The organism is Flavobacterium sp. PMTSA4 (genome assembly GCF_032098525.1).
Classification (GTDB): domain Bacteria; phylum Bacteroidota; class Bacteroidia; order Flavobacteriales; family Flavobacteriaceae; genus Flavobacterium; species Flavobacterium capsici.
On record NZ_CP134890.1, the window covers coordinates 2,072,718 to 2,097,869 of the forward strand.

A 25,152-nucleotide genomic window follows, 5' to 3' on the forward strand; every position below is an offset into this window, starting at 1 on the left:
GGAAGTGTTTCTAACTTGGTTAACTTTTAGGTAAAATACTTATAAATCCGATTAAGTGCAAAAATTGATTTGAAAATGATATTTGTACGTAAATTTTTTAAATAAATGACATCTTAAGTAGTACCATTAAATGTTAAATTATGTATAAAAAATTGTTGCCTACAATTAAACCTCATTTTTAAAAGCTGAAACACCATTATTCGATGAAATGCACTAGTTTTTGCATGAATTAGAGGCTTTGTGCACCAAATTAGTGTTGTTTACAAGGGTAAAATCCCTAAAAGTATTTCGATGAAAAGCTAATTTCTTTGAATAATCCTCAAAAAAGAGTCTTAAAAAGATGTTATCATTATTAAATTTGTGTTAAATATGGTTTTTTGTTTGGAATTTAATAACAACCTGTATTACTTTTGCGGCATCAAAAACGAACGGGGTGGTTCCCGAAAGTTTTTAAGTAAATTTTCATAATTTATAGTTTTTTGGTTGGTTAATAGCATAAAAACTCAGTCATTAATTTGACTGGGTTTTTTTGTTTTAATACTTTTGGAACAAATATTGTACTTACAGTAGAAAAAAGTAATAATGAAAAAATTAATAGTCGCATTTTTAGTGGTAATCTCTGTAAGTTTCGATTCCCAAAAACCAGAAGCATACGATGTTGGTGAATGGTTTAAATTCCGAATCCATTATGGAATTGTGACGGCGGGATATGCAACACTTGAAGTAAAAGAAGCCGTAAAAGAAAATAAAAAAGTATACCATGCCATCGGTAAAGGATATACTACTGGTATGAGTCGTTGGTTCTTTAAAGTAGATGATACTTATGAAAGCTACTTTGATAAAATTACAAACCAGCCTTATCAGTTTGTTAGAAAAATAGATGAAGGTGGTTATACTAAAAACCAAGAGGGTTTCTTTAATCAGGATAAAAACAGTGTCTTGGTAAAAGACTACAAGAAGAAAACCGAAAAAACGTTTGCCGTTACCGAAAACGTGCAAGACATATTATCAACCTTTTATTTCCTAAGAAACCATCCAGACATTAACACTCTAAAGGTAGGCGAATCTATTGTAGTGGATATGTTTTTTGACGATGAGACTTTTAAGTTTAAGTTAAAATACATCGGTAAAGAAGATTTAAGTACTAAATTTGGGACCGTTCCTTCCATGATTTTTAGACCTTTGGTGCAATCGGGAAGAGTTTTTAAAGAAGAAGAAAGTCTAACCGTTTGGATATCTGACGATGACAACAAACTTCCTTTGAGAATTAAAGCTAGTTTGGCTGTCGGTTCTTTAAAAGCAGATTTAGATGGGTTCAAAGGATTAAAAAACCCATTTGTTATAAAAGTTAAAACTAAATGAACCAATACAACGACGCACTTGATGCATTAGAGAAAAAATTTGATGCCATCAATCAAAAAACTGAAACCCACTTAGAAGGACTTTTATGGTCTAAACCGATAACTTATTGGGATTATATACAAACCGATGCTTTATTGAATCTTCAGATTCAAAGAACGGTTCTTCCTGATGAAATGGTGTTTATAATGTATCACCAAGTGAATGAATTGTTGTTTAAAATGATTCTTTGGGAAATAGACCAATTGTGTCATACGGATAAACCTGCTACTGCTTTCTTTACCGAAAAACTACGAAGAATTAGCCGTTACTTTGAGATGCTAACCACATCGTTTGACATCATGGGCGACGGAATGGAAGTAGAACAGTATATGAAATTCAGAAACACTTTGACGCCAGCCAGTGGTTTTCAGAGTGCACAATATAGAATGATTGAGTTCTCTTCTACCGATTTAATCAACCTTATAGATTATCGATTTAGAGCTACTATTGATAGAAACACGCCATACTCGCATGCGTTTGAACATTTATACTGGCAAGCTGCAGGCAAAGACTACCATACAGGTAAGAAATCGTATTTGATACTTGAATTTGAACGTAAGTACAAAGACGAATTCCTTCGTTTTATGGAAGAGTACAACACCATAAACATTTTGCAAAAGTTTAAACAACTTCCTGAAGAAGACCAAAAGGATGTTGAGCTAGTGAAAGCCATGCGTAACTATGATTACACAGTAAATGTAACCTGGGTTATGGGACATTTGAACGCCGCAAAGAAATATATAGAAAGTGGTCATGGTTCGGGTGAAGCAACTGGCGGAAGTGATTGGAAAAAATACATGCACCCAAAATACCAACGCAGAATATTTTTCCCGGAATTGTGGAGCGAAGACGAATTAAAAAATTGGGGCGAAGGATTATAAATTTTACTGATGTTAAAAACCGTTCAAAGACTACTTTTACTACTAACAACTACATTACTATTATTTTCTTGTAAAAAAGACAACGAGGAACCAATTGAAGTGGTAACCATTAAACCTAGGGTTATTGATTTTGGGTTCAACCTTAATGATTATAACGTCGTGCACGACACCGTGAGAAAAGGGGACACTTTTGGTACCATTTTAGACAAGCAAAACCTCAACGGAAATCAAGTTTACGACATAGTAGCCAAAGTAAAAGATACTTTTAACGTTAGAAGCATCCGCGTAGGTAAACCCTATACTTTCCTTAGAAGCAAAGACCGAACACACAAAGCCTTATACTTTATTTATCAACCTGATAAGCTGAGTTATTATGTCATTAATTTTAACGACTCGATAACAGCTACAAAAAAAACAAGACCGCTTACCTTCAAATCAAGAACGATTGCGGGTGCGTTAAACGGTTCGCTGTCGGAAACCCTTCAGAATTTAAAAGTCGACCCATCATTGGCACCACGTATAGCAAAAATTTATGCTTGGTCTATTGACTTCTTTAAACTTCAAAAAGGCGATGAGTTTGCGTTATCCTTCACCGAACGATTCATTAATGACACTGTTTATGATGGTGTAGATAGTTTGAAAGCAGCGTTTTTTGAATACAAAGGAAAGAAAATCTATGCCTTCCCTTTTTCACCTGATGGTAGTAAGGGCAAGCTTCAATACTTTGACGAAGAAGGAAAAACATTGAAGAACTTCTTCTTGAAAGCACCTTTGAAATTCATCAACATAACATCGCGGTATACTAAGAGCAGGTTTCATCCGGTTCAAAAACGTTGGAAAGCTCATAACGGAACCGATTATGCCGCTCCAACCGGTACGCCAATTATGTCGACTGCTGCTGGCGTAGTTGAACAAGCAGGATATACCACCGGAAACGGAAACTTTGTAAAAGTAAAACACGATAAAACCTATTCAACCCAATACCTTCACATGTCAAAAATTTTGGTAAAACGTGGACAACGGGTTACTCAAGGTCAGGTTATTGGAAAGGTTGGAAGCACCGGTTTGGCTACAGGTCCGCATGTTTGCTACCGTTTCTGGAAAAATGGCGTTCAGGTTGACGCTTTGAAGCAAAACCTACCATCATCCACTCCGATGGAAGCACGTTACAAGGAAGCCTATATGAAACAGATGGCTCCGTTGAAAAAAGAGCTTGACAGTGTTGCGAAAACCATCGTTAAGAAATAATTTTTCCAACTATAACGTTAGCGTAAATATTCTATTATTAGTTACGATTCTTTATTTGTAAATTTGTTTTTCAAATTAAGAAACAATGGCATTAACGGCAATAAACCCAACCCATACAACAGCTTGGAAAAAGCTAACCGAACACTTTGAAGCAACCAAAAACACCTCGATGCAAGAGTTGTTTAAAAAGGATGCATCCAGAGCAGCCACCTTTCACATTCAATGGAACGACTTTTTAGTAGATTATTCTAAAAACAGAATTGACGCTACTACACTGAAGCTGCTTGTTGAATTGGCTGAAGAATGCAAACTAAAAGAAGCCATTGCAAGCTATTTTGATGGTGATGCTATCAATAAAACCGAGAATAGAGCAGTGCTTCACACGGCTTTGCGTTCTACAAAAAACGACACGGTATTGGTTGATGGCGTTAATGTACTTCCAGAAATATATGCGGTAAAAGAATCCATAAAAACATTTACTAATGATGTTGTTTCGGGTGCCAAGAAAGGATTTACAGGCAAAGCATTTACCGATGTGGTAAACATTGGTATTGGTGGTTCAGACCTTGGACCAGCTATGGTGGTGGAATCATTGCAGTTCTATAAAAATCATTTGAACGTTCACTTTGTTTCCAACGTTGATGGCGACCATGTTAACGAAGTAATAAAGAAAATAAATCCTGAAACTACCTTGTTTGTGATTGTTTCAAAGACATTCACCACTCAGGAAACCCTATCGAATGCTGAAACTATTCGTGAGTGGTTTTTGAAATCGGCATCGCAAGAAGACGTAGCAAAACATTTTGTTGCCGTATCAACTAATATTCAAAAAGTAACCGAATTCGGAATTAACCCTAACAACATTTTCCCGATGTGGGATTGGGTTGGTGGTCGTTTTTCGCTTTGGAGTGCAGTGGGTTTATCTATCAGTTTGGCAGTAGGATTTGATAATTTTGATGCACTATTAAACGGAGCTCATGAAATGGACACTCATTTCAAATCAGCCGATTTCTCGGAGAACATTCCCGTAGTTTTGGCGTTGTTGAGCATTTGGTACAATAACTTTTACGGAGCCGAAAGCGAAGCGTTGATTCCTTATACACAATATCTTCAAAAACTTGCACCATATTTACAACAAGGAATCATGGAAAGCAATGGAAAAAGCGTTGGTCGCGATGGAAAAGTGGTCAACTACCAAACTGGTACTATTATATGGGGCGAACCAGGAACCAATTCGCAACATGCGTTCTTCCAATTAATTCATCAAGGTACTAAGCTTATCCCGACAGACTTTATAGGCTATGTAAAACCTTTATATGGCAACAAAGACCATCATGATAAGCTAATGTCAAACTTTTTTGCACAAACTGAAGCCTTGCTAAATGGTAAAACAGAAGCTCAAGTTAGAGCTGAGTTTGAAAAACAAAATATCACGGGAGACAAAGCTGATTTTTTACTTCCTTTTAAGGTATTTGAAGGAAACAAACCTACCAATACTATCCTTATAGACAAACTAACGCCTAAGTCATTAGGTTCATTGATAGCATTATACGAACACAAAATCTTTGTACAAGGTGTTATCTGGAATATATTTAGTTATGATCAATGGGGTGTTGAACTTGGTAAGCAATTAGCCAATTCAATACTTGAAGAAATAGAAACTAAAACGGTAAAACCGCATGATGCGTCAACAACCTTTTTGTTGAAACACTTTTTAAAGAATAATTAAATTCAATTAAACGATAACTTAGGTTGTCGTTTTTTTATGCCTTTTCGTTATATTTGTGATTCAAATATTTTAACTATGTATCAGTTTGTTCAAAAATTCCATTCAGGTTGGGCTTATTTAGCCTTATTCTTATTAGTTTTTGCCGTGCTTAATTCACTTATCGGTATGACTTCAAAAAAAGAATTTACTCCAAAAGATAGAGCAATTGCACTCTTTGGTTTGATTGGAACTCATATTCAATTGGTTGTTGGTTTGATATTATACCTTGTGTCACCTTTGGGTTTCGATTCTTTAGGAAACATGAAAGATGCAGCTATTAGGTTAACTTCATTAGAGCATCCATTAATTAACATTATTGCTATTGCAATAATCACAATTGGTTGGTCTAGACACAAAAAGGCAACTACCAGTGAAGCTAAATTTAAAAAAATAACCATCTTCTTCGGAATAGGTTTACTGCTTATCTTGAGCAGGATTCCGTGGAGTCTTTGGTTCTAAAATAGAAGTCCTGCAAAGGACTTTTTTTATCGAGGTACGGTTTTTGTATTTCTTCACAAAAAAATAAAACAACTATGCGCAATAAAATTCTCTTCCTTGTTTTTTCTTTAGTATTGGCGTTTACTATTTCGTCTTTCACTAACGGAAATCCACAGCAAAAAGAAAAAAATAAAGGCAAAACTACTATTCCAACTGTTAAAAAAAACGAGAAGTTTATTAAAGAAAAAAAGTTAGATAGCCTTAAACTTCCTGAAAAAAGTGTTGCTATTCAACTACTTGATTCTATTAAGAAAACTCAAGAATTTAATAAACTAAAACTTCATAAAAAGAATGCGCATGCTTCCTATTATCACAATAAATTTAATGGAAGAAGAACCGCTAGTGGAGAAATTTTTGATAATAATAAATATACAGCTGCTCACAAAAATCTTCCGTTTGGAACCATGCTTAAAGTGACTAGTGAAACAACAGGCAGATTTGTTATTGTAAAAGTAAATGACCGTGGACCATTTGCTAAATCACGTGAAATTGATTTGTCACGCAAAGCTTTTATGGATTTAGTAGACAACAAAAATCGTGGTACTGTTCCTGTTACTATAGAAATTATTGAAGATTAAAACTCCAGGTTTTAAAAGGTTTCTGGGTTAAATATACGTTGTAATACCGATTGTCATTGGTTACTTCTTTGCCTAACCACATTGGCTTTTCAAACGGTTCATTTTCATGTTCAAGTTCGATTTCAGCAATGATTAAACCTTCGTTTTCTCCTGAAAAAATATCAACTTCAAAAACATGTTCTCCAACTTGAATTTCGTATCTAATCTTATCTATCATTCCATTTTCACAAATAGTCAGTAGTTTTTCAGCTTCTTGAACTTCAATTTCTTTTTCCCATTCCAATCGAGAGGTTCCATTACTGCAACTTTTCCCTTTAATAGTCAAAAAACCTTGATCGTCTTTTATTCTAATGCGAACGCTTCTTTCCGGATTTGAAGATAAATATGCCTGAACGATTCTTTTTTTAGAAAAAGCTTCGTTTATAAAGTCATTTGAAGTCACCAAAAACTTTCGCTCTATTTCTATCATTTGAAATTTTTAAGTAGCTAAATATACTATAAATTTGTGATATGGAAGAACCGATTTCATATCGTAAAATTATTCATGTAGACATGGATGCCTTCTACGCATCAGTAGAGCAAATGGACAATCCTGAGTTAAAAGGAAAGCCATTAGCTGTTGGTGGTAGCGAGGTTCGTGGTGTGGTTTCGGCAGCAAGTTATGAAGCTCGAAAATATGGCGTTCGCTCGGCTATGAGTGGCATTCAAGCCAAAAGAAATTGCCCCGACTTGATTTTTGTTCGTCCTCGATTCGATAGATACAAAGAAATTTCCAAAAAGATAAGAAAGATTTTTCATGACTATACCGATTTGGTTGAACCGTTATCACTTGATGAAGCTTATCTTGACGTTACTCAAAATAAAAAAGGCAACCCTAGCGCTACTTTATTGGCCAAAGAAATAAGGCAACGGATTTTTGATGAAGTAGGTTTGACAGCTTCAGCAGGCATTTCTATCAATAAATTTGTGGCAAAAGTTGCTAGTGATTTCAATAAACCTAATGGTCAAAAAACGGTTAATCCTGAAGAAGTTGAACCTTTTTTGGAATCTTTAGACATCAAAAAATTTTATGGAATTGGTAAAGTAACTGCCGAAAAAATGTATCAGCTTGGCATTTTTACGGGCAAAGATTTAAAATCTAAAAGTGCTGAGTTCTTAGAACACCATTTTCACAAAAGCGGCTTGCATTACTACAAAATTGTTCGTGGAATTCATAACAGTGCCGTAAAACCCAATAGAATTGCAAAATCAGTAGCAGCTGAACATACTTTCAGCGAAAACTTAACTTCAGAAATCTTTATGCTCGAAAAGTTAGAACGAATAGCTGCAGAATTAGAAAAACGACTTCGAAAGCATAAAATATCAGGTAAAACAGTAACCTTAAAAATAAAATACAGCGACTTTACTGTGCAAACCCGAAGCAAAACATTGCCTTATTTTATTTCTGACAAAGGCATACTTCTGGAAACAGCTAAAGAGCTTTTGTATCAAGAACGCATGAAAGAATCGGTAAGATTATTGGGTATTTCGTTGAATAATTTGAACACCGACGTTAAAAAATCAGTAGTGGTGCAGTTGAAGTTTGATTTTTAATCATAAAAAAACCAGCTTAATAGCTGGTTTTATATTTTTTAGTTTAAAAAAATTAATCTCTACTAGATATTTTTGATAATAAACGTAAAAACTCAATGTATAACCAAACTAAAGTAATCATTAAGCCCATAGCACCATACCATTCCATATATTTTGGCATTTTTTGTTGTACTCCTTTTTCTATTTGATCAAAATCTAGGAATAAGTTTAATGCCGCAATTACTATTACAAAAGCACTGATTCCTATACTAATCATAGAATTGCCGTAATGAACTGGCTGAAAGCTTGTAAACATTGATAATAACCATGAAATTAAATAATAAGTAGCAATTGCTAAAGTTGCCGCAATAACTACTGAACGGAATTTCTCGTTTACTTTTACGATTTCATATTTATAAAGCCCGAAACAAACCATAAAAGTAACGAACGTACAACTTACCGCTTGAATTACAATTCCTGAATAGGCTGCTTCAAAAATTGCAGATATACCTCCAATGAATAATCCTTCGAATAAAGCATAACCTGGAGCTAAATAAGGAGAATATTGAGGTTTGAACGCCGAAATAACTACTAATATTAATCCAACAATAGCGCCACCAATAGTAAATATCATTGGGTTATAACCATTGTAAAACATAGTCCATGTTACCGCAGCACTAGCTACTAACAATAATAACATTAAGAAACTTTTGTTTATAGTTCCAGATACAGTCATTGATTCGTTGTAATCAATAACAGTTGCTTCGTGTACTACTTCTCGTGAAGTATTAGTAAAGGTTTTGTTTTTAAAAAACGGATTTCTAGATTCCATTGTCTTTTATATTAATTTGTTTGACCAAAAATAGTATTTTTTTAATTTATTTCAGAGATACGCAAAGTATTTACCATTCCTTTATCAGCTACTGGCATAGCGGCAAGATTGATAAGCATGTCGCCTTTTTTCACATAGCCGTTTTCAGCAGCTATTTTGTTGATATCATCAACCGTATCGTCTGTGCTTACAAACTTATCATAGAAGAATGCTTTTACTCCCCAAAGTAAGTTTAATTGTGTCAATATTCTTTTATTTGAAGTATAAACCAAAACATGTGATTGCGGACGCCAAGCAGAAATTTGAAAAGCAGTATAACCACTGTTTGTCAATGTTGAAATGGCTTTTGCCTTGATTTCGTTTGACATAATAGCCGCATGATAACAAATTGATTTAGTAATAAATCGTTTCGTACGAACGTGAGGCGGATTTTGAGGAACAACAATCAATGGAGAATCTTCAACAGCTTCAATAATTTGAGTCATTTTCTCAATTACTTGAACAGGATAATTACCAACAGATGTTTCTCCCGAAAGCATTACAGCGTCCGCACCATCCATAACCGAGTTAGCAACATCATTCACCTCAGCACGTGTAGGCGTTAAACTTGTAATCATGGTTTCCATCATTTGTGTTGCCACAATAACCGGAATACGAGCTGTTTTAGCTCTATGAATTAATTTCTTTTGAATTAATGGTACTTCATGAGCCGGAATTTCTACTCCTAAATCACCACGAGCAACCATTAAACCGTCACAAAATGCAACAATTTTATCAATATTCTCTACTGCTTCAGGCTTTTCTATTTTAGCCACAATAGGAATTTTATATTCAGAATGTTTCGCAATTAAATCTTGCAACTCCTCTAAATCTTTTGGCGTTCTAACAAACGAAAGTGCAATCCAATCTACTTGATTTTCAATAGCAAACAAAGCATCTTTGATGTCTTTTTTAGTCAAAGCAGGAAGTGAAACTTTTGTATTCGGAAGATTTACTCCTTTTTTAGATTTTAATGGTCCGCCTTGAATTACTTTACATACTACTTCAGTACTTCCATTGGTTTCAAGCGCTTCAAAAATCAGTTTTCCATCGTCTAAAAGAATTCTTTCTCCTGGATTTACATCACTTGGAAATGTTTTATAGTTCATGTAAACTCTTTCAGCAGTACCAGGAACATCTTCTGCTGTTTGAAAAGTGATAATATCGCCAGGATTTACCACTACATCTTCTTTCATCACTCCAACTCTCAATTTAGGTCCTTGTAAATCAGCAAGAATTGCTGTAGTATACCCAAACTCGTCGTTTAATCCTCTAATGATATCTATACGTTCTTTTACATCAGCATAATCGGCATGAGAAAAATTGATACGGAATACATTTACTCCAGCTTCAATCATATCTTTAATTACTTCCTTAGAACTACATGCTGGACCTAATGTGGCTACAATTTTTGTTTTTTTTCTGGTTGGCATTGTTAAAAAATTAAATTGTTTTTTGATTTGATATTTTCTATGGCTACAGTATAAACTGTGCTTATTTTTTGAATGTTTTTTAATGATAAAAGTGTCTCTTGAATTTCATCTTCCGAAAAACAATTATCTACTTTTAAAAAGTAATCTACTTTCTTAAATTCTGGTAAAATATAACTATTGGTAGAAACTTGAGCAATTGTATTTGCAAACAAACCTGTGTCTAAAGTTGTTGAACTTTGATATTCTTGGTTTTTATTTTGAATTAAATTCCAAGAAATATTGTTTTTTTCGTCGTCATAACTAAATCTCGAAAATTGCAACTCAACATTATTTTCTTGAATTTCAATATCTTGATTACACTTAGAAAGGTTTATAGGTAAGTTTTTATTAATTAAAAATGCTAATCGATAATCTTCTATCGAGGTGTGTATAGCAATTAGTTGATAATCTATTTCTTCGTACTCTTCGCTAAGTAATTTTAATTTAGCCATATAATCGAAAAATAAGTTGTAAATATAGTACTTCTGATGCAGATTTTACAAAGCATTTTTGTGATTAACGTAATTTTATGAACTAAATCGATGTAGTGTTTAAAGATTTTTATTATTTAGTGTTAATTTTTTCCTGAAATACAAAATAAGCTCTTTGTGAAGCCTTTTCTTCTGCTTTTTTCTTCGATGTTGCTCTTGCTTTTGCAATAACTTTATTGTCAATTGATAATTTTACACCAAAATATTTTTGTCCATCGTTGCCATTGTCATCAAAAACTTCATAATGAAACGATTTCTTTTCTTTTTGACACCATTCAATCAAAAGACTCTTGTAACTGATAACTTTACCTTCCAGTTTTGGGATATCCACATAAGGAATAATGACTCTTTTCATGATAAATTTTTCACAATAAGCGTATCCTTTATCCAAAAAAATTGCCCCAACTAATGCTTCAAAAATGTTACCGTGTATATTTTCTCCAAAATGATTTACGGGTACTTTGCTCTCAACAAACTGAATTAAATTTAAATCTCTACCCAATTCGTTTAAATGTTCTCTACTCACAATTTTTGAGCGCATTTTTGTCAAATAACCTTCATCTCCTGTTGGCACTTCATTAAAAAGATGAGCCGCAATTACCGAACCCAACATAGCATCACCAAGAAATTCGAGTCTTTCATAATTCATTGGATCACCATTTTTATCTACTTTGTTTGAAGACCTATGAGTGAATGCCTTTTGATAATATTCAATATTCAATGGCTTAAATCCCAAAATATTTTCCATTTTGGAAAAAAAAATCCCGTCCTCAGTTGAACGGGAATTAGAAAATATTTTTTTAAGAATACCCATTTTCTTTATTCTTCTAATTTTTTAAACAATACACAAGCATTATGTCCGCCAAAACCAAAGGTATTACTCATGGCAACATTTACTTCTCTTTTTTGTGCTCTATTCAAAGTTAGGTTTAAACTCGGGTCAATTCTTTCATCTACAACCTCATGATTAATTGTCGGAGGAACAATACCGTGTTTCATGGCTAAAATAGAAGCAATAGCTTCAATAGCTCCTGCAGCACCTAGTAAATGTCCTGTCATCGATTTTGTAGAATTGATGTTTATCGTCTTAGCATGGTCACCAAAAACAGCACTGATAGCTTTTAATTCAGCCACATCGCCAAGTGGTGTTGAAGTACCGTGTGTATTGATATGATCAACTTGCTCCGGTTTCATACCTGCATCACGCAATGTATTTTGCATTACTGCAATTACTCCAATTCCTTCAGGATGTGGAGCCGTTAAATGATAAGCATCCGATGACATTCCACCGCCACCAATTTCACAATATATTTTCGCACCACGAGCTTTTGCGTGTTCATATTCTTCTAAAACCAATGCACCTGCGCCTTCACCAAGTACAAATCCGTCACGTGTTGCATCAAAAGGTCTCGAAGCAGTTTCTGGACTTTCATTTCTGGTTGATAACGCTTGCATGGAGTTAAATCCGCCCATACCAGCAATGGTAACCGCTGCTTCAGAACCACCCGATATAATAACATCACACATTCCTAAACGAATGTAGTTAAATGCATCTATCAAAGCATTTGCAGAAGAGGCACAAGCTGAAACAGTAGTATAATTTGGTCCCATAAATCCATTTCTCATCGAAATATGTGCTGGTGCAATATCAGCAATCATTTTCGGTATAAAAAAAGGATTAAATCTTGGAGTTCCATCACCTGCTGCATAACTCATCACTTCTTCTTGGAAAGTTTCTAATCCGCCAATTCCTGCTCCCCAAATTACTCCAACTCTATGTTTATTTACATTATCTTCTGTAATTCCAGCATCTTTTATAGCTTCTTCACTGGCAGCAATTGCATATTGAGCAAACTTATCCATTCTGCGGGATTCTTTTCTGTCGATATAATCTTCGACATTGAAATTCTTAACTTCGCAGGCAAATTTTGTTTTATGTTTTTCGGTATCGTAATAGGTAATTGGTGCTGCACCGCTTTTTCCATTAACTAAAGCGTTCCAATATTCTTCAATATTGTTACCTATTGGCGTTAATGCACCTAAACCTGTAACTACAACTCGTTTTAATGTCATATAGTGTATTTTTGAACTCTTTTTTATAAAAACATACCCATGAATTCTTCAAATATAAGCATTAAAGAGACATGGGTATTATATTTTTTAGATTGAAAACAATCTGAGTAGATGTTTTTAAAAATAATAAATACCCGTAAAAAAGGATTTACGGGTATTTTTAATTATTATTTTTTAGCTTCTTCAATGTAAGAAATAGCTTGACCAACAGTAGCAATATTTTCTGCTTGATCATCTGGAATTTGAATATCAAATTCTTTTTCGAACTCCATAATAAGCTCAACAGTGTCTAATGAATCTGCTCCTAAATCGTTCGTGAAGCTTGCTTCTGTTACCACTTCGTTTTCGTCAACGCCTAATTTGTCTACGATAATCGCTTTAACTCTTGATGCAATGTCTGACATAATTTTTAAATTTTTAATTTTAATTGTTGGCAAAAATAAAAAACTTTATTTTAACACAACCTTTTTGTTCTTAAATATAACTACGAAAGTAAAAAATTAATTTCAAATTCTTACGCTAAAATGATTTAAAATCTATCTATTATTCTTTTTTTTGCAGTACCAAACTCTTGAACCTATGAAAAAAATTGTGCTGTTTGCTTCTGGAAATGGTTCCAATGTTGAGAATATTATTCGATATTTTAAAAACAATTCTAACGTTTCAGTTATCGGTGTGTTCTCTAACAATCAGCATGCCAAAGTTTTAGAGCGGGCAAAAAACCACAATATTTATTCTGAAAGTTTCACCAAATCAGAACTAACGGATGGCACTGTTTTTCAAAAAATAAAAAAATTAAACCCCGATTTAATTGTGCTGGCAGGATTTCTATTAAAATTTCCGGAAACTATTATTCATGAATTTACAAATAAAGTCATCAATATTCATCCTGCTTTATTACCCAAATATGGTGGAAAAGGAATGTATGGCAACCATGTACATCAAGCGATTCTTGAAAACAAAGAAAAAGAAACTGGTATAACCATACATTATGTAAACGAAAATTACGACGAAGGTAAATTCATTTTTCAAGAAAAAGTAAATATTGAAAACTGCTCTTCTATTGAAGAAATTGCCTCGAAAGTTCAAGAACTAGAACACGACCATTTCCCTAAAACAATAGAAAAACTTCTAATTCCTAATCCCTAATCCCTTTTCTCTTGAATCACCAAGTACATATCTACACAGACGGCGCTGCCAAAGGAAACCCTGGAAACGGAGGTTATGGTGTGGTTATGGAATTGGTTGGCACAAACTATAAAAAAGAATTCTACGAAGGCTTTCGATTAACTACCAACAACAGAATGGAACTTTTAGCGGTTATAGTAGGTTTAGAAAAACTTACCAAACCTAACATGAAAGTATTAATAGTTTCTGATTCAAAATATGTGGTAGACGCAGTAGAAAAAAAATGGGTTTTTGGTTGGGAAAAAATAGGTTTCAAAGGCAAAAAAAATCCCGATTTATGGATGCGTTTCCTAAAAATTTACCGCAAACATCAAGTAGATTTTAAATGGATAAAAGGTCACAACAATCATCCTCAAAACGAGCGTTGCGATGAATTGGCAGTGTATGCTTCAGGTCTAGAAAACCTCTCTATTGATGCTTTTTATGAAAAAGAAGACCAGAAGTTATTGTAATTAGATTTTCTCAATCACCTTTTTTAGCTTATTCAATACTTTCTACTTGCCTATCCATTGCCTACTCATTGCCTACCTATTGCCTACTACGTGCCTACTACTTGCCTATTAGTGCCTATTTAGTAAATTCTATATTGAAATTTTTAAACCCATAACCATTTTAAACTTTTAAACTAAAAGCCTATCTTTGCACCTTTAAATTGAAAACGTAATAATGAACAAACTTTTAATCGTTGGAACAGTTGCTTTTGACGCTATCGAAACACCTTTTGGTAAAACAGATAAAATACTTGGTGGTGCAGGAACTTTTATAGGACTTTCAGCTTCACATTTCAATGTAAACTCAGCTATTGTCTCTGTTGTAGGCGATGATTTCCCGCAAGAATATCTTGATTTGTTAACCGATAGAAATATTGATATCTCAGGTATCGAAATTGTAAAAGGTGGAAAAACCTTCTTTTGGAGCGGAAAATACCACAACGATTTAAATTCTCGTGACACATTAATCACTGAATTAAATGTTTTAGCCGATTTCAAACCTGTTGTTCCTGCTGATTTCACTAATAGCGATGTAGTCATGTTAGGCAACCTACATCCGTTGGTTCAAAGTTCGGTTTTAGACCAAATGACAGAAGAACCAAAGCTTGTAGTTTTAGACACCATGAACTTCTGGATGGATTGTGCATTACCTGAATTATTGGATGTTATGAAGCGTGTTGACGTGATTACCATTAATGATGAAGAAGCAAGACAACTTTCTGGTGAATATTCATTAGTAAAAGCGGCAGCAAAAATCCAAACAATGGGTCCAAAATATGTTGTCATCAAGAAAGGTGAACACGGCGCATTATTATTTCACAATACCGATGTTTTCTTTGCTCCAGCGCTTCCTTTAGAAGAAGTTTTTGACCCAACAGGTGCTGGCGATACATTTGCTGGTGGTTTTGCTGGTTTTATAACGCAAAGCGAAAACATTTCATTTGAAAACATGAAGAATGCAATTATTCAAGGTTCAAACCTAGCATCGTTCTGTGTAGAGAAATTTGGAACGGAAAGAATGGTTGAACTTACCAAAGAAGAAGTAAACGAAAGATTGAAACAATTCAAATCTTTAACACAATTTGATATAGAATTACATTAAATTTATGCCTCGAAATTTCGGGGCATTTTTATTTAAAACACACAACTAAATAACTACAATACAATGAGTGACGCCATTAAACACGAATGTGGAATTGCGCTTTTAAGATTAAAAAAACCGTTAGAATTTTACGAAGATAAATACGGTTCAGCTTTTTATGGAATACAAAAAATGTATCTCCTAATGGAAAAACAACACAATCGTGGTCAAGATGGTGCTGGTTTTGCCTCTATTAAATTTGATGTAAATGCAGGTGAAAGATATATAAGCAGAGTACGTTCCAATCAGTCTCAACCTATTCAGGATATTTTTGCTCAAATCAACGAACGTATTAATGAAGAATTGGCTTTACATCCCGAATATGCAGATAACATTACACTCCAAAAAGCTAAGATTCCCTATATAGGAGAATTGTTTTTAGGACATGTTCGTTATGGTACTTTTGGTAAAAACAGTATTGAAAGTGTACATCCATTTTTGCGTCAAAACAATTGGATGCATAGAAATTTAATTGTTGCTGGAAATTTCAATATGACTAACGTAACCGAACTTTTTAATAGTTTGGTTGAATTAGGTCAACATCCTAAAGAATTAGCAGATACCGTTACTGTTATGGAAAAAATTGGTCATTTCCTCGATGATGAAGTAACCGATTTGTATCAAGAATGCAAAAACAACGGATTATCTAAACGCGAAGCTTCGCCAGTTATAGCAGAAAAATTAAATGTTTCTAAAATATTGAAACGTGCTTCTCGTGGTTGGGATGGCGGGTATGCTATGGCAGGTTTACTTGGTCATGGCGATGCTTTTGTATTTCGTGATCCAGCCGGAATTCGTCCTGCATATTTTTATGAAGACGATGAAATAGTGGTTGTAGCTTCTGAACGTCCGGTTATTCAAACTGTTTTCAATGTTAAATTCGAAAAAGTACAAGAGCTTCAACCTGGTAATGCACTAATAATAAAGAAAAACGGAACAGTTACTGAAGAAAATATTATTGACCCTGTAATCAAAAAAGCTTGTTCATTTGAACGTATTTATTTTTCCCGAGGAAGTGACGCAGAAATATATCAAGAACGAAAAGAATTAGGAAAACTTATTTTGCCAGCAGTTCTTCAAGCCATCGAAAATGATACTGACAATACTGTTTTCTCATATATTCCAAATACAGCTGAAACATCCTTCTATGGAATGGTTGAAGCAGCAAATGATTTCTTAAATCAAAGAAAGAATCAATTTATTTTAACAAATAGAAAAACGCTAACAAAAGAAAAGTTAGAAGAAATACTTTCAGTTAAAATTAGAACTGAAAAAATTGCTATAAAAGACGCTAAACTTAGAACATTTATTACTGACGATGCAAATCGTGATGATTTAGTTGCTCACGTTTATGATGTGACTTATGGTGTTATAAAACCAACAGACAATTTGGTAATAATTGACGATAGCATAGTTAGAGGAACAACTTTGAAAAAAAGTATCCTAAAAATGATGGACAGACTAAATCCAAAACGAATAGTTGTTGTTTCGTCTGCTCCACAAATTCGTTATCCTGATTGTTATGGAATAGACATGGCAAAACTTGAAGGATTAATTGCATTTCAAGCTGCAATAGAATTATTAAAACAACATAATAAAGAAAATATTATTGAAGAGGTTTATACTAAATGTAAATCTCAAGAAAGTTTTAAAGATACAGATGTAACAAATCATGTAACAGCAATATACGAACCTTTCACTTATCAACAAATTTCAGATAAAATTGCTGAAATGCTGCATTCTGATGATATTAGAGCGGAAGTAAAAATAATTTTCCAAAGTGTGGAGAATTTACATGTTGCTTGTCCAAAAAATTTAGGTGATTGGTATTTTACTGGAGATTATCCAACTCCAGGTGGAAATCGTGTAGTAAACAAGTCATTTATAAACTTTTATGAAGGCAAAAATGACCGAGCTTACTAAAAAAATAACATTTTTTTGAATTTTAACGATTATTAATGTAGTTCATCTGAAAATTTTGTTAAAGAATTAATAAACAGCTTACATTTGGACTACCATAGCATTAGTAGGTTAAGTTTATGGTAGATTTGGGGCAAAAAGGGTGAAAAGAAATTTTCACCTTTTTTATTTTTATACCATTTAAACCTCCAAAATCATACCTTTCACCATTATTTTATTAAAATTCCAATAATATTTTAACAAAAAGACAATTATTAAATAACTTGTTATTAATTTTGTTTTACCATAGTATTTAGTGTAGGTTAAGTTTATGGTAGATTTGGGGCAAACAGGTAGAAGAAATTCTGCCTGTTTATTTTTTGTGTCATCCACAAAAAAACCGATTGCTTTCACAATCGGTTCAATACATTCTACTAAATAGTTTTATTTTTCTGTAGCATATAATCTTGAAACTTCTGTCCAGTTGATAACATTAAAAAATGCTTCAATATAATCTGGACGACGGTTTTGATAATGTAAATAATAAGCATGTTCCCAAACATCCATTCCAAGAATTGGAAATCCACCACAACCAATTTCTGGCATTAATGGATTATCTTGATTTGGCGTAGAACAAACTTCTACTTTTCCACCTTTATGAACACAAAGCCAAGCCCAACCAGAACCAAAACGAGTTGCTCCTGCTTTTGCAAACTGAACTTTAAAAGCATCAAAAGAACCAAAAGCAGCATCAATAGCTTCTGCTAATTCTCCAGTTGGTTTTCCGCCACCATTTGGTGACATTACTTTCCAAAACAAATTGTGATTATAAAATCCACCGCCATTATTTCTAACAGCTGCATTCTTCATGTCAAGATTTATTAAAATGTTTTCAATAGTTTTTCCAGCTAAATCAGTTCCTTCTACAGCAGCATTTAAGTTTGTTGTATAGGCATTATGATGTTTTGTATGGTGAATTTCCATAGTTCTAGCATCAATATGTGGTTCTAATGCATCGTATGCATAAGGTAATTGCGGTAATTCAAATGACATAATATTTTTTTTTATGATTAGTAATTAATTGAATTCAAATTTAAACATTTAACTTCGTAAAAGAAAATTCTATTTATCAATTAACGAATAATTAAAACTTATATGCAGCTTGATTGGCAACCAAAAAATCTTCAAAATGAAATTATTCAGCTTATTCCTTTGAAAGAAAATCATTTTGAAGAATTATATGAAGTTGCAAATGATAAATTACTTTGGGAACAACATCCGAATAAATTACGCTACAAAAGAGACGTTTTTCAAAATTTCTTTGATGGTGCTATTTTGTCAAAAGGAGCATTTTTAGTTATAGATAAAAACACCAATAAAGTTGTTGGAAGCAGTCGTTTTTATGATTATGACGAAAAAAACAAAACCGTTTTAATTGGTTATACTTTTATTGGACGAAAGTTTTGGGGAAAAGGATACAACTTGGCTTTAAAGAAAATAATGATTGATTATGCTTTTCAATTTGTCGAAAAAATACATTTTCATATTGGCGCAACCAATTTTCGTTCACAAAAAGCTATTGAAAAAATTGGTGCCAAAAAAATTGCTGAACTAGAAGTTGCTTATCATGGCGAAGATTCTAAATTGAATTTTATTTATGAAATTTTGAAATAATGACTAAAAAACCATTCTCAATATATGACGCATCGGCTGGTTCGGGTAAAACCTATACTTTGGTAAAAGAATATTTAAAAATCATTCTTCTTGCTAAAAAACCTGATGCATATCGAAATATACTTGCCATAACGTTTACCAACAAAGCGGTTCACGAAATGAAAAGTCGTGTGTTAGAAAATCTTTCTGAATTTGCGAAAGAAAATCCATCACATAAAGCACAAGAATTGATGCAAACCATTCAAATAGAAACGGGTTTGAGTTTGAATGAAATTCATCAGAAAGCGAAAAGCATCATCAAGAACTTAATCCATAATTATGCGGCTTTTGATATTTCTACTATTGATAAATTTACACATAAAGTCATTCGAAGTTTTGCACACGATTTGAATTTACCCATCACTTTTGAAGTTTCGCTTGATACAGAAAATCTCTTGACTGAAGCCGTTGATGCCATTATTGCTGAGGCCGGAAACGACAAACAACTCACCGAATTATTGGTAAATTATACCTTAGAAAAAACCAACGAAGACAAATCTTGGGACATTTCCAGAGAAATCATGGAAACCGGAAAATTGATTCTGAATGAAAACAATCGCGAAGAAATCACGCATTTTCACAACAAATCAATCGAAGATTTTGTTGAAATTAAAAATCGATTGACAAAATTATGTGATAATCTAAAAATCGAAAGTAGTAAGCTTGCTGATAAGGCTTTGGATTTAATTGAAAAAAATGGAATTGATAAAAGCTCTTTCTCATATGGAACTTTTCCTAAACATCTCGAATTTATAAAGGAAGATGATGTTAAATCTAAAAATCATCGATTTAAAGAATTTGATGATATTAAAATAAAAAAAGACGCAAAGGAGAAAGCAATAATCGAGTCTTTAATTCCAAATTTTCTGGAAATTTTAAGTGTCATTTACAATAAACATGAAAAACTATATTTCTACGAAGCTTTTCTAAAAAACATCACGCCGCTTTCACTTTTAAATACGTTAAACAGCAAACTAAAAAACATTCAGGAAGAACAAAATATTTTGTCAATTGCTGAATTCAATCAATTGATATTTGAACAAATTCAAAACCAACCTGCGCCTTTTATTTACGAACGATTGGGCGAAAAATACCGTCATTTTTTCATCGATGAATTTCAGGACACTTCCGAAATGCAGTGGCAAAATTTAATTCCGTTGATAAGCAATTCGCTTTCAGGTCAAGACGATGAAGGAACACAAGGAAGTTTGATGATTGTTGGCGATCCAAAACAATCAATTTATCGTTGGCGTGGCGGAAAAGCTGAACAGTTTATTTCTTTAAGTAAAGAAGAAAATCCTTTTCCAAATATTGAAAAAAACACAGAATCATTAGGAACAAATTATAGAAGTTATTCTAAAGTGATTGAGTTTAATAATGAGTTTTTCCAGTTTATTGCAGATGAATTTAAAAATGAAGATTATAAAGATTTGTATTTAAATCATTCGCGCCAAGAAATCAATGATAAAAAAGGTGGTTTTGTATCCATTTCTTTTATCCCAAAAATGGATAAAAATGATTTTGAGGACGAAGAAAATCCAACTAAAGATGAACTTTATCTAGAAAAAACTTTTGAAATCATTCAAAACTCAAAACAAAAAGGTTTCTGCAATAAAGACATTGCCATTTTAACCCGAAAAAAAGACAAAGGAACTTTAATTGCCAATTATTTAACCGAAAAAGGAATTCCAATTTTATCTTCCGAAAGTTTATTGCTTGGTTCTTCAAGCGAAGTCAAAGTGATTGTTGACTTACTACGTTATCTGAACAATTTTTCAGACTTAGAATCGAAGGCAAATTTTCTTTATTATTTAGCAAAAAACCATCAAACTCAATTCGAAATTCACGATTTTATAGCAAAAGGAGTAGAACTTTCTGCTGAATCTGATTTTGAAAAATGGTTGGAAGAATTTGATATTGCATTTTCTTTTCAAAATATCAGGAAAAAATCATTGTATGAAGCGGCCGAAATCATCATTTCAAAAATAATTCCAATCGAAAAAAGAACGGCTTATGTTCAATTTTTTCAGGATTTAGTTTTAGAGCAAGACATAAAAAAACAAGCTGGAACAGCAGATTTTTTGGTCTATTGGGATACTAATTCACATAAATTAAGCATTCCTTCACCCGAAAATAATGATGCCATCAAAATTATGACCATTCATAAATCGAAAGGTTTAGAATTTCCAGTGGTGATTTTCCCTTTTGCCGATGAAGATTACAGCAAAGGTCCGAAAGAAAAAATTTGGCTCAATGCCGATGAGCAAATGGGTTTGCTAAAAGTTTTAGTCGATAAAAGTTCTAATGTAGAAAATTATGGCGAAGAAGCGTCCGAAGTGTATTTGCAGAAAAAACAAGAAGAATTATTAGACGATGTAAATGTTTTATATGTAGCATTAACTCGTGCTGAGGAACAATTATTTGTAGTTTCAGAAATGCAAAACAGAGCCAAAACTTCGGGAGAATATCCTAAAAATATGGCGACTTTTTTCATCAATTATCTAATTTATAAAAACGAATTTGAAGAAGGAAAAATGGAATATCATTTTGGCGAAAACAAAAAACTTTCATCTCAAAAAGAAACTATTGAGATTCCTAAAACCATTCCTCAAATAGCGGAAACATTAGATCCAAAAAACATTAAAATTGCACAACGCGAAAGTGTCATGTGGAATACCAAACAGCAAAAAGCTATTGAATTTGGAAATATTTTACACGAAATTTTATCGTATGTAAAGACAAAATCGGATGTTGATTTAGCATTAATAAAAGCAATTGAAAATGGTTTGATTACAGAAAATCAAAAAGATGAAGTTGAAAAAAAATTAGTAGAAATTATAAATCATGATGAGTTACAAGAATTTTTTAATGATGAACATAAAATACTAAACGAAAAAACAATTATACAGAAAAACAGCATCATTAAACCTGACAGAATCTCTATTTCAAACCAAAATGAGGTTTTTTTATTGGATTATAAAACAGGACAAAATTTACCAAAACACAAATCACAACTCGAACAATATCAAAATGCTATTGAAACTATGGGTTACAAAGTCATTAAAAAAACATTGGTTTATATCGGAGAAGAAATTGAAATCGTAAATTTGCATTCATAAACTACAAACAAGTAACCATGTACGGAAAAATTCAACAACACTTACAAAACGAATTAAAAACCATCGAAGAAAATGGTTTGTATAAAAAAGAACGCATCATCACTTCACCTCAAGGTGCTGAAATCAATGTTAATGGTGAAACGGTTTTAAATTTTTGTGCCAATAATTATTTAGGTTTATCATCGCATCCCGAAGTAATACAAGCAGCAAAAGACGCTTTGGATTCACATGGTTTTGGAATGTCTTCAGTCCGTTTCATTTGTGGAACTCAAGATATCCATAAAACATTAGAACAAAAAATTGCTGATTTCTACGGAACTGAAGATACTATTCTTTATGCAGCTGCTTTTGATGCAAACGGTGGCGTTTTTGAACCTTTACTAGGTGAAGAAGACTGCATCATTTCCGATAGTTTAAATCATGCTTCTATTATTGATGGTGTTCGTTTGTGTAAAGCTGCACGTTATCGTTATGAAAATTCAAATATGGATGATTTGGAAACGCAACTAAAAAAAGCGACAGAAGCTGGACATCGTTTTAAATTAATAGTTACCGATGGCGTTTTCTCTATGGATGGATTAGTAGCACCTCTGGATAAAATTTGTGATTTAGCTGATAAATATGATGCTATGGTTATGGTTGATGAATGTCATGCTGCTGGTTTTATTGGTGCTACCGGAAAAGGAACTTTGGAAGCAAAAGGTGTAATGGGAAGAGTTGACATCATTACCGGAACATTAGGAAAAGCACTTGGTGGCGCAATGGGTGGATATACTACCGCAAAAAAAGAAATTATTGAAATTTTACGTCAACGTTCTCGACCTTATTTGTTTTCAAATTCATTAGCACCAGCAATTGTTGGAGCATCAATTAAAGTATTTGAGCTTTTAAAAAAAGATACTTCCTTAAGAGACAAATTAGAATGGAATACTAATTACTTTAAAGAAGGAATGAAAAATGCTGGTTTTGATATTATTGATGGCGATTCGGCAATTGTTCCTGTAATGTTATATGATGCAAAACTCTCTCAAGTTATGGCTGATGAACTTTTGAAAAAAGGAGTTTATGTTATTGGATTTTTCTTTCCTGTTGTTCCCAGAGATAAGGCTAGAATTAGAGTTCAATTATCGGCAGCTCACACAAAAGAGCATCTTGATAAAACTATAGCTGCCTTTGAAGAAGTGGGTAAAAAACTGAATATCATCAAATAATATCTAGTATATTTCAAAATTTTGCTTAGAACATTATATAATTCACACATTTTAACAATAAGATTTTGATATTATTGGAATAGGTATTACTTTTGTTCTATTATAATTATTATAATCTAATCAAATTAAGTATGAAACACCTTAACAAATTATTCGTTGCTATGGTAATGTTAGCTGGAATCAGCTCTCAAGCTCAAGACAGCAACAACCCATGGGCTATATCTTTTGGGGTAAATGCAGTTGACACTAGAGTTAGTGCAGCATCTAAAGTAGAAGATCAGTTTTCAGAATTTTTCAATGCAAAAGATCATTGGAACATTTTACCTTCTGTATCTTATTTAAACGTATCTAAATACGTAGGTAGCAATTTCTCTTTTGGACTTACAGGTTCTATTAACAAGATTAAAAAATTTGTTAATCCAAGAATTAATGATGAAGACTACACTGTAACTAATCCTGGTGATTTAAGTTATTACGCAGTTGATGGAGTAGTTAACTACAGCTTTATGAATTTAATTAAATCAAAAGTAATTGATCCATCTGCTCACGTTGGTGGTGGTTATACTTGGTATGGAGACAATTCAGCAGGAACAGTTAATGGTGGTTTAGGATTAACTTTATGGTTTACTGAAAATGTTGGTTTATCATATCGCGCTACCTACAAATATTCTTTCGAGGACAATAGAGCTGACATGCCAACTCATATGCAGCATTTTGCTGGTCTTACTTTCAAATTTGGAGGTAAAGATACCGATGGTGATGGAATCTATGACAAAGATGATGCTTGTCCAGATGTTGCCGGTTTAAAACAATTCAATGGTTGTCCTGACACTGATGGTGATGGAATCGCTGATAAAGATGATGCTTGTCCAGATGTAGCTGGTCCAGCTGAATTCAATGGTTGTCCTGATACTGACGGTGATGGAATCGCTGATAAAGATGATGCTTGTCCTGAAGTAGCTGGTTTAAAACAATTCAATGGTTGTCCTGATACTGACGGTGACGGAGTTATGGATAAAAATGACAAATGTCCAGATGTTAAAGGTCCAAAAGAAAATGGTGGATGTCCTTGGCCAGATAGAGATGGTGACGGAGTTTTAGACAAAGATGACAAATGTCCAGATGTAAAAGGAACTGTTGCTAACAATGGTTGTCCAGAAGTATCTGACGAAGTTGTTAAAAGATTAAATGACTATGCTAAAACTATCTTATTTGATAGCGGTAAAGCTTCATTCCAACAACAAACTTACCCAGTTTTACAATCAATTGCTGCTATCTTAAAAGAGTATCCAAATTCTAAATTCTCTTTAGAAGGACACACTGATAGCGATGGTAAAGATGCTGCTAACCAAAAATTATCTGAAGATAGAGCTGCTGCTGTTAAAAACTACTTAGTAGAAAACGGTATAGATTCTTCTAGATTATCTTCAGTTGGTTTCGGTGAGTCAAAACCAATTGACACTAACAAAACTAAAGCTGGTAAAGCTAACAACAGAAGAGTTGAAGTGAAATTAGTTAAATAATTTCTTTTAAAATA

Annotated in this window: 23 protein-coding genes; 15 read left to right on the forward strand and 8 right to left on the reverse strand. The window is 33.2% G+C overall.

The features are described from left to right. The first annotated feature begins 582 nt into the window (after positions 1-582). From RN605_RS09455 to RN605_RS09480, 6 genes are all read left to right on the forward strand, one after another. A complete protein-coding gene (locus tag RN605_RS09455; RefSeq protein WP_313324412.1) occupies positions 583-1,362 on the forward strand; it encodes a DUF3108 domain-containing protein in 780 nt (259 codons plus the stop codon). After that, positions 1,359-2,282, forward strand: a complete 924-nt coding sequence (locus RN605_RS09460) for a tryptophan 2,3-dioxygenase family protein (protein ID WP_313324413.1) — start codon at positions 1,359-1,361, stop codon at positions 2,280-2,282. Before RN605_RS09455 ends, RN605_RS09460 begins: the two co-directional genes overlap by 4 nt. 9 nt (positions 2,283-2,291) lie before the next feature. Beyond that, positions 2,292-3,530 carry a M23 family metallopeptidase gene (locus tag RN605_RS09465; RefSeq protein ID WP_313324414.1) on the forward strand — a complete coding sequence of 413 codons (1,239 nt, stop codon included), beginning with the start codon at positions 2,292-2,294 and terminating at the stop codon, positions 3,528-3,530. A gap of 85 nt (positions 3,531-3,615) precedes the next feature. After that, entirely contained in the window at positions 3,616-5,259 is a 1,644-nt protein-coding gene (pgi, locus tag RN605_RS09470; protein WP_313324415.1) for a glucose-6-phosphate isomerase, read from the forward strand. Positions 5,260-5,334: 75 nt separating this feature from the next. Next, positions 5,335-5,757, forward strand: coding sequence for a hypothetical protein (locus RN605_RS09475; RefSeq protein WP_313324416.1), 423 nt, complete (start codon positions 5,335-5,337; stop codon positions 5,755-5,757). Between the two features lie 74 nt (positions 5,758-5,831). Next, positions 5,832-6,374, forward strand: a complete 543-nt coding sequence (locus RN605_RS09480) for a septal ring lytic transglycosylase RlpA family protein (protein ID WP_313324417.1) — start codon at positions 5,832-5,834, stop codon at positions 6,372-6,374. Here RN605_RS09480 and RN605_RS09485 read toward each other — a convergent pair. Beyond that, a complete protein-coding gene (locus RN605_RS09485) occupies positions 6,361-6,843 on the reverse strand; it encodes a CYTH domain-containing protein (protein ID WP_313324418.1) in 483 nt (160 codons plus the stop codon). The genes RN605_RS09480 and RN605_RS09485 overlap by 14 nt on opposite strands. A gap of 41 nt (positions 6,844-6,884) precedes the next feature. Between RN605_RS09485 and dinB the strand changes: the two genes are divergently transcribed. Further along, positions 6,885-7,967: a DNA polymerase IV gene (dinB, locus tag RN605_RS09490; protein WP_313324419.1), complete on the forward strand. Its 1,083-nt coding sequence runs from the start codon at positions 6,885-6,887 to the stop codon at positions 7,965-7,967. 52 nt (positions 7,968-8,019) lie between these two features. Here the strand turns inward: dinB and RN605_RS09495 are convergent, their stop codons facing one another. The 6 genes from RN605_RS09495 to RN605_RS09520 form a co-directional block, all read right to left on the reverse strand. Further along, entirely contained in the window at positions 8,020-8,778 is a 759-nt protein-coding gene (locus RN605_RS09495; protein ID WP_313324420.1) for a Bax inhibitor-1/YccA family protein, read from the reverse strand. A 41-nt stretch (positions 8,779-8,819) separates the two neighbouring features. Beyond that, the gene (pyk, locus tag RN605_RS09500; RefSeq protein WP_313324421.1) at positions 8,820-10,250 is read right to left on the reverse strand and encodes a pyruvate kinase; all 1,431 of its coding nucleotides are present in this window, start codon (positions 10,248-10,250) and stop codon (positions 8,820-8,822) included. 2 nt (positions 10,251-10,252) lie between these two features. Next, positions 10,253-10,741 carry an IPExxxVDY family protein gene (locus tag RN605_RS09505; RefSeq protein ID WP_313324422.1) on the reverse strand — a complete coding sequence of 163 codons (489 nt, stop codon included), beginning with the start codon at positions 10,739-10,741 and terminating at the stop codon, positions 10,253-10,255. A gap of 112 nt (positions 10,742-10,853) precedes the next feature. Next, a complete protein-coding gene (gene rnc / locus RN605_RS09510) occupies positions 10,854-11,594 on the reverse strand; it encodes a ribonuclease III (RefSeq protein WP_313324423.1) in 741 nt (246 codons plus the stop codon). 5 nt (positions 11,595-11,599) lie between these two features. Further along, positions 11,600-12,853, reverse strand: a complete 1,254-nt coding sequence (fabF, locus tag RN605_RS09515; protein ID WP_313324424.1) for a beta-ketoacyl-ACP synthase II — start codon at positions 12,851-12,853, stop codon at positions 11,600-11,602. Positions 12,854-13,020: 167 nt separating this feature from the next. Next, positions 13,021-13,257, reverse strand: coding sequence for an acyl carrier protein (locus RN605_RS09520; RefSeq protein ID WP_007137004.1), 237 nt, complete (start codon positions 13,255-13,257; stop codon positions 13,021-13,023). A gap of 175 nt (positions 13,258-13,432) precedes the next feature. Here RN605_RS09520 and purN point away from each other — a divergent pair, with 175 nt between their 5' ends. The 4 genes from purN to RN605_RS09540 all read left to right on the forward strand — a co-directional run bounded on the left by purN (position 13,433) and on the right by RN605_RS09540 (position 17,596). Continuing rightward, positions 13,433-14,002: a phosphoribosylglycinamide formyltransferase gene (gene purN, locus RN605_RS09525; protein ID WP_313324425.1), complete on the forward strand. Its 570-nt coding sequence runs from the start codon at positions 13,433-13,435 to the stop codon at positions 14,000-14,002. Between the two features lie 11 nt (positions 14,003-14,013). Further along, positions 14,014-14,493 carry a ribonuclease HI gene (rnhA, locus tag RN605_RS09530; protein WP_313324426.1) on the forward strand — a complete coding sequence of 160 codons (480 nt, stop codon included), beginning with the start codon at positions 14,014-14,016 and terminating at the stop codon, positions 14,491-14,493. Between the two features lie 214 nt (positions 14,494-14,707). Next, a complete protein-coding gene (locus tag RN605_RS09535; RefSeq protein WP_313324427.1) occupies positions 14,708-15,634 on the forward strand; it encodes a PfkB family carbohydrate kinase in 927 nt (308 codons plus the stop codon). A 63-nt stretch (positions 15,635-15,697) separates the two neighbouring features. After that, positions 15,698-17,596 (forward strand): amidophosphoribosyltransferase, encoded by a 1,899-nt coding sequence (locus tag RN605_RS09540; protein ID WP_313324428.1) that lies wholly within the window; start codon positions 15,698-15,700, stop codon positions 17,594-17,596. A 420-nt stretch (positions 17,597-18,016) separates the two neighbouring features. On the opposite strand, the gene RN605_RS09545 is transcribed toward RN605_RS09540, so the two are convergent. Next, positions 18,017-18,625 carry a superoxide dismutase gene (locus RN605_RS09545; protein WP_313324429.1) on the reverse strand — a complete coding sequence of 203 codons (609 nt, stop codon included), beginning with the start codon at positions 18,623-18,625 and terminating at the stop codon, positions 18,017-18,019. A 102-nt stretch (positions 18,626-18,727) separates the two neighbouring features. Between RN605_RS09545 and RN605_RS09550 the strand changes: the two genes are divergently transcribed. The 4 genes from RN605_RS09550 (at position 18,728) to RN605_RS09565 (ending at position 25,138) form a co-directional block, all read left to right on the forward strand. Continuing rightward, on the forward strand, positions 18,728-19,246 hold the full coding sequence (locus RN605_RS09550; protein WP_313324430.1) for a GNAT family N-acetyltransferase: 519 nt from the start codon (positions 18,728-18,730) through the stop codon (positions 19,244-19,246). Further along, on the forward strand, positions 19,246-22,404 hold the full coding sequence (locus RN605_RS09555) for a UvrD-helicase domain-containing protein (protein ID WP_313324431.1): 3,159 nt from the start codon (positions 19,246-19,248) through the stop codon (positions 22,402-22,404). Before RN605_RS09550 ends, RN605_RS09555 begins: the two co-directional genes overlap by 1 nt. A gap of 17 nt (positions 22,405-22,421) precedes the next feature. After that, a complete protein-coding gene (kbl, locus tag RN605_RS09560; RefSeq protein ID WP_313324432.1) occupies positions 22,422-23,615 on the forward strand; it encodes a glycine C-acetyltransferase in 1,194 nt (397 codons plus the stop codon). Between the two features lie 131 nt (positions 23,616-23,746). Beyond that, a complete protein-coding gene (locus RN605_RS09565) occupies positions 23,747-25,138 on the forward strand; it encodes an OmpA family protein (protein ID WP_313324433.1) in 1,392 nt (463 codons plus the stop codon). Positions 25,139-25,152: the final 14 nt, after the last annotated feature.

Excerpts from the sequence above, each read along its gene's own strand:
- dinB (WP_313324419.1), top strand. The coding sequence starts at position 6,885 with ATGGAAGAACCGATTTCATATCGTAAAATTATTCATGTAGACATGGAT.
- RN605_RS09565 (WP_313324433.1), top strand. The coding sequence starts at position 23,747 with ATGAAACACCTTAACAAATTATTCGTTGCTATGGTAATGTTAGCTGGA.
- RN605_RS09475 (WP_313324416.1), top strand. The coding sequence starts at position 5,335 with ATGTATCAGTTTGTTCAAAAATTCCATTCAGGTTGGGCTTATTTAGCC.
- RN605_RS09545 (WP_313324429.1), bottom strand. The coding sequence starts at position 18,625 with ATGTCATTTGAATTACCGCAATTACCTTATGCATACGATGCATTAGAA.
- RN605_RS09540 (WP_313324428.1), top strand. The coding sequence starts at position 15,698 with ATGAGTGACGCCATTAAACACGAATGTGGAATTGCGCTTTTAAGATTA.
- rnc (WP_313324423.1), bottom strand. The coding sequence starts at position 11,594 with ATGGGTATTCTTAAAAAAATATTTTCTAATTCCCGTTCAACTGAGGAC.
- RN605_RS09550 (WP_313324430.1), top strand. The coding sequence starts at position 18,728 with ATGCAGCTTGATTGGCAACCAAAAAATCTTCAAAATGAAATTATTCAG.
- RN605_RS09460 (WP_313324413.1), top strand. The coding sequence starts at position 1,359 with ATGAACCAATACAACGACGCACTTGATGCATTAGAGAAAAAATTTGAT.
- pyk (WP_313324421.1), bottom strand. The coding sequence starts at position 10,250 with ATGCCAACCAGAAAAAAAACAAAAATTGTAGCCACATTAGGTCCAGCA.
- RN605_RS09495 (WP_313324420.1), bottom strand. The coding sequence starts at position 8,778 with ATGGAATCTAGAAATCCGTTTTTTAAAAACAAAACCTTTACTAATACT.
- RN605_RS09485 (WP_313324418.1), bottom strand. The coding sequence starts at position 6,843 with ATGATAGAAATAGAGCGAAAGTTTTTGGTGACTTCAAATGACTTTATA.
- RN605_RS09535 (WP_313324427.1), top strand. The coding sequence starts at position 14,708 with ATGAACAAACTTTTAATCGTTGGAACAGTTGCTTTTGACGCTATCGAA.
- RN605_RS09455 (WP_313324412.1), top strand. The coding sequence starts at position 583 with ATGAAAAAATTAATAGTCGCATTTTTAGTGGTAATCTCTGTAAGTTTC.
- RN605_RS09520 (WP_007137004.1), bottom strand. The coding sequence starts at position 13,257 with ATGTCAGACATTGCATCAAGAGTTAAAGCGATTATCGTAGACAAATTA.
- RN605_RS09555 (WP_313324431.1), top strand. The coding sequence starts at position 19,246 with ATGACTAAAAAACCATTCTCAATATATGACGCATCGGCTGGTTCGGGT.
- RN605_RS09480 (WP_313324417.1), top strand. The coding sequence starts at position 5,832 with ATGCGCAATAAAATTCTCTTCCTTGTTTTTTCTTTAGTATTGGCGTTT.
- purN (WP_313324425.1), top strand. The coding sequence starts at position 13,433 with ATGAAAAAAATTGTGCTGTTTGCTTCTGGAAATGGTTCCAATGTTGAG.
- RN605_RS09465 (WP_313324414.1), top strand. The coding sequence starts at position 2,292 with ATGTTAAAAACCGTTCAAAGACTACTTTTACTACTAACAACTACATTA.
- RN605_RS09505 (WP_313324422.1), bottom strand. The coding sequence starts at position 10,741 with ATGGCTAAATTAAAATTACTTAGCGAAGAGTACGAAGAAATAGATTAT.
- fabF (WP_313324424.1), bottom strand. The coding sequence starts at position 12,853 with ATGACATTAAAACGAGTTGTAGTTACAGGTTTAGGTGCATTAACGCCA.
- kbl (WP_313324432.1), top strand. The coding sequence starts at position 22,422 with ATGTACGGAAAAATTCAACAACACTTACAAAACGAATTAAAAACCATC.
- pgi (WP_313324415.1), top strand. The coding sequence starts at position 3,616 with ATGGCATTAACGGCAATAAACCCAACCCATACAACAGCTTGGAAAAAG.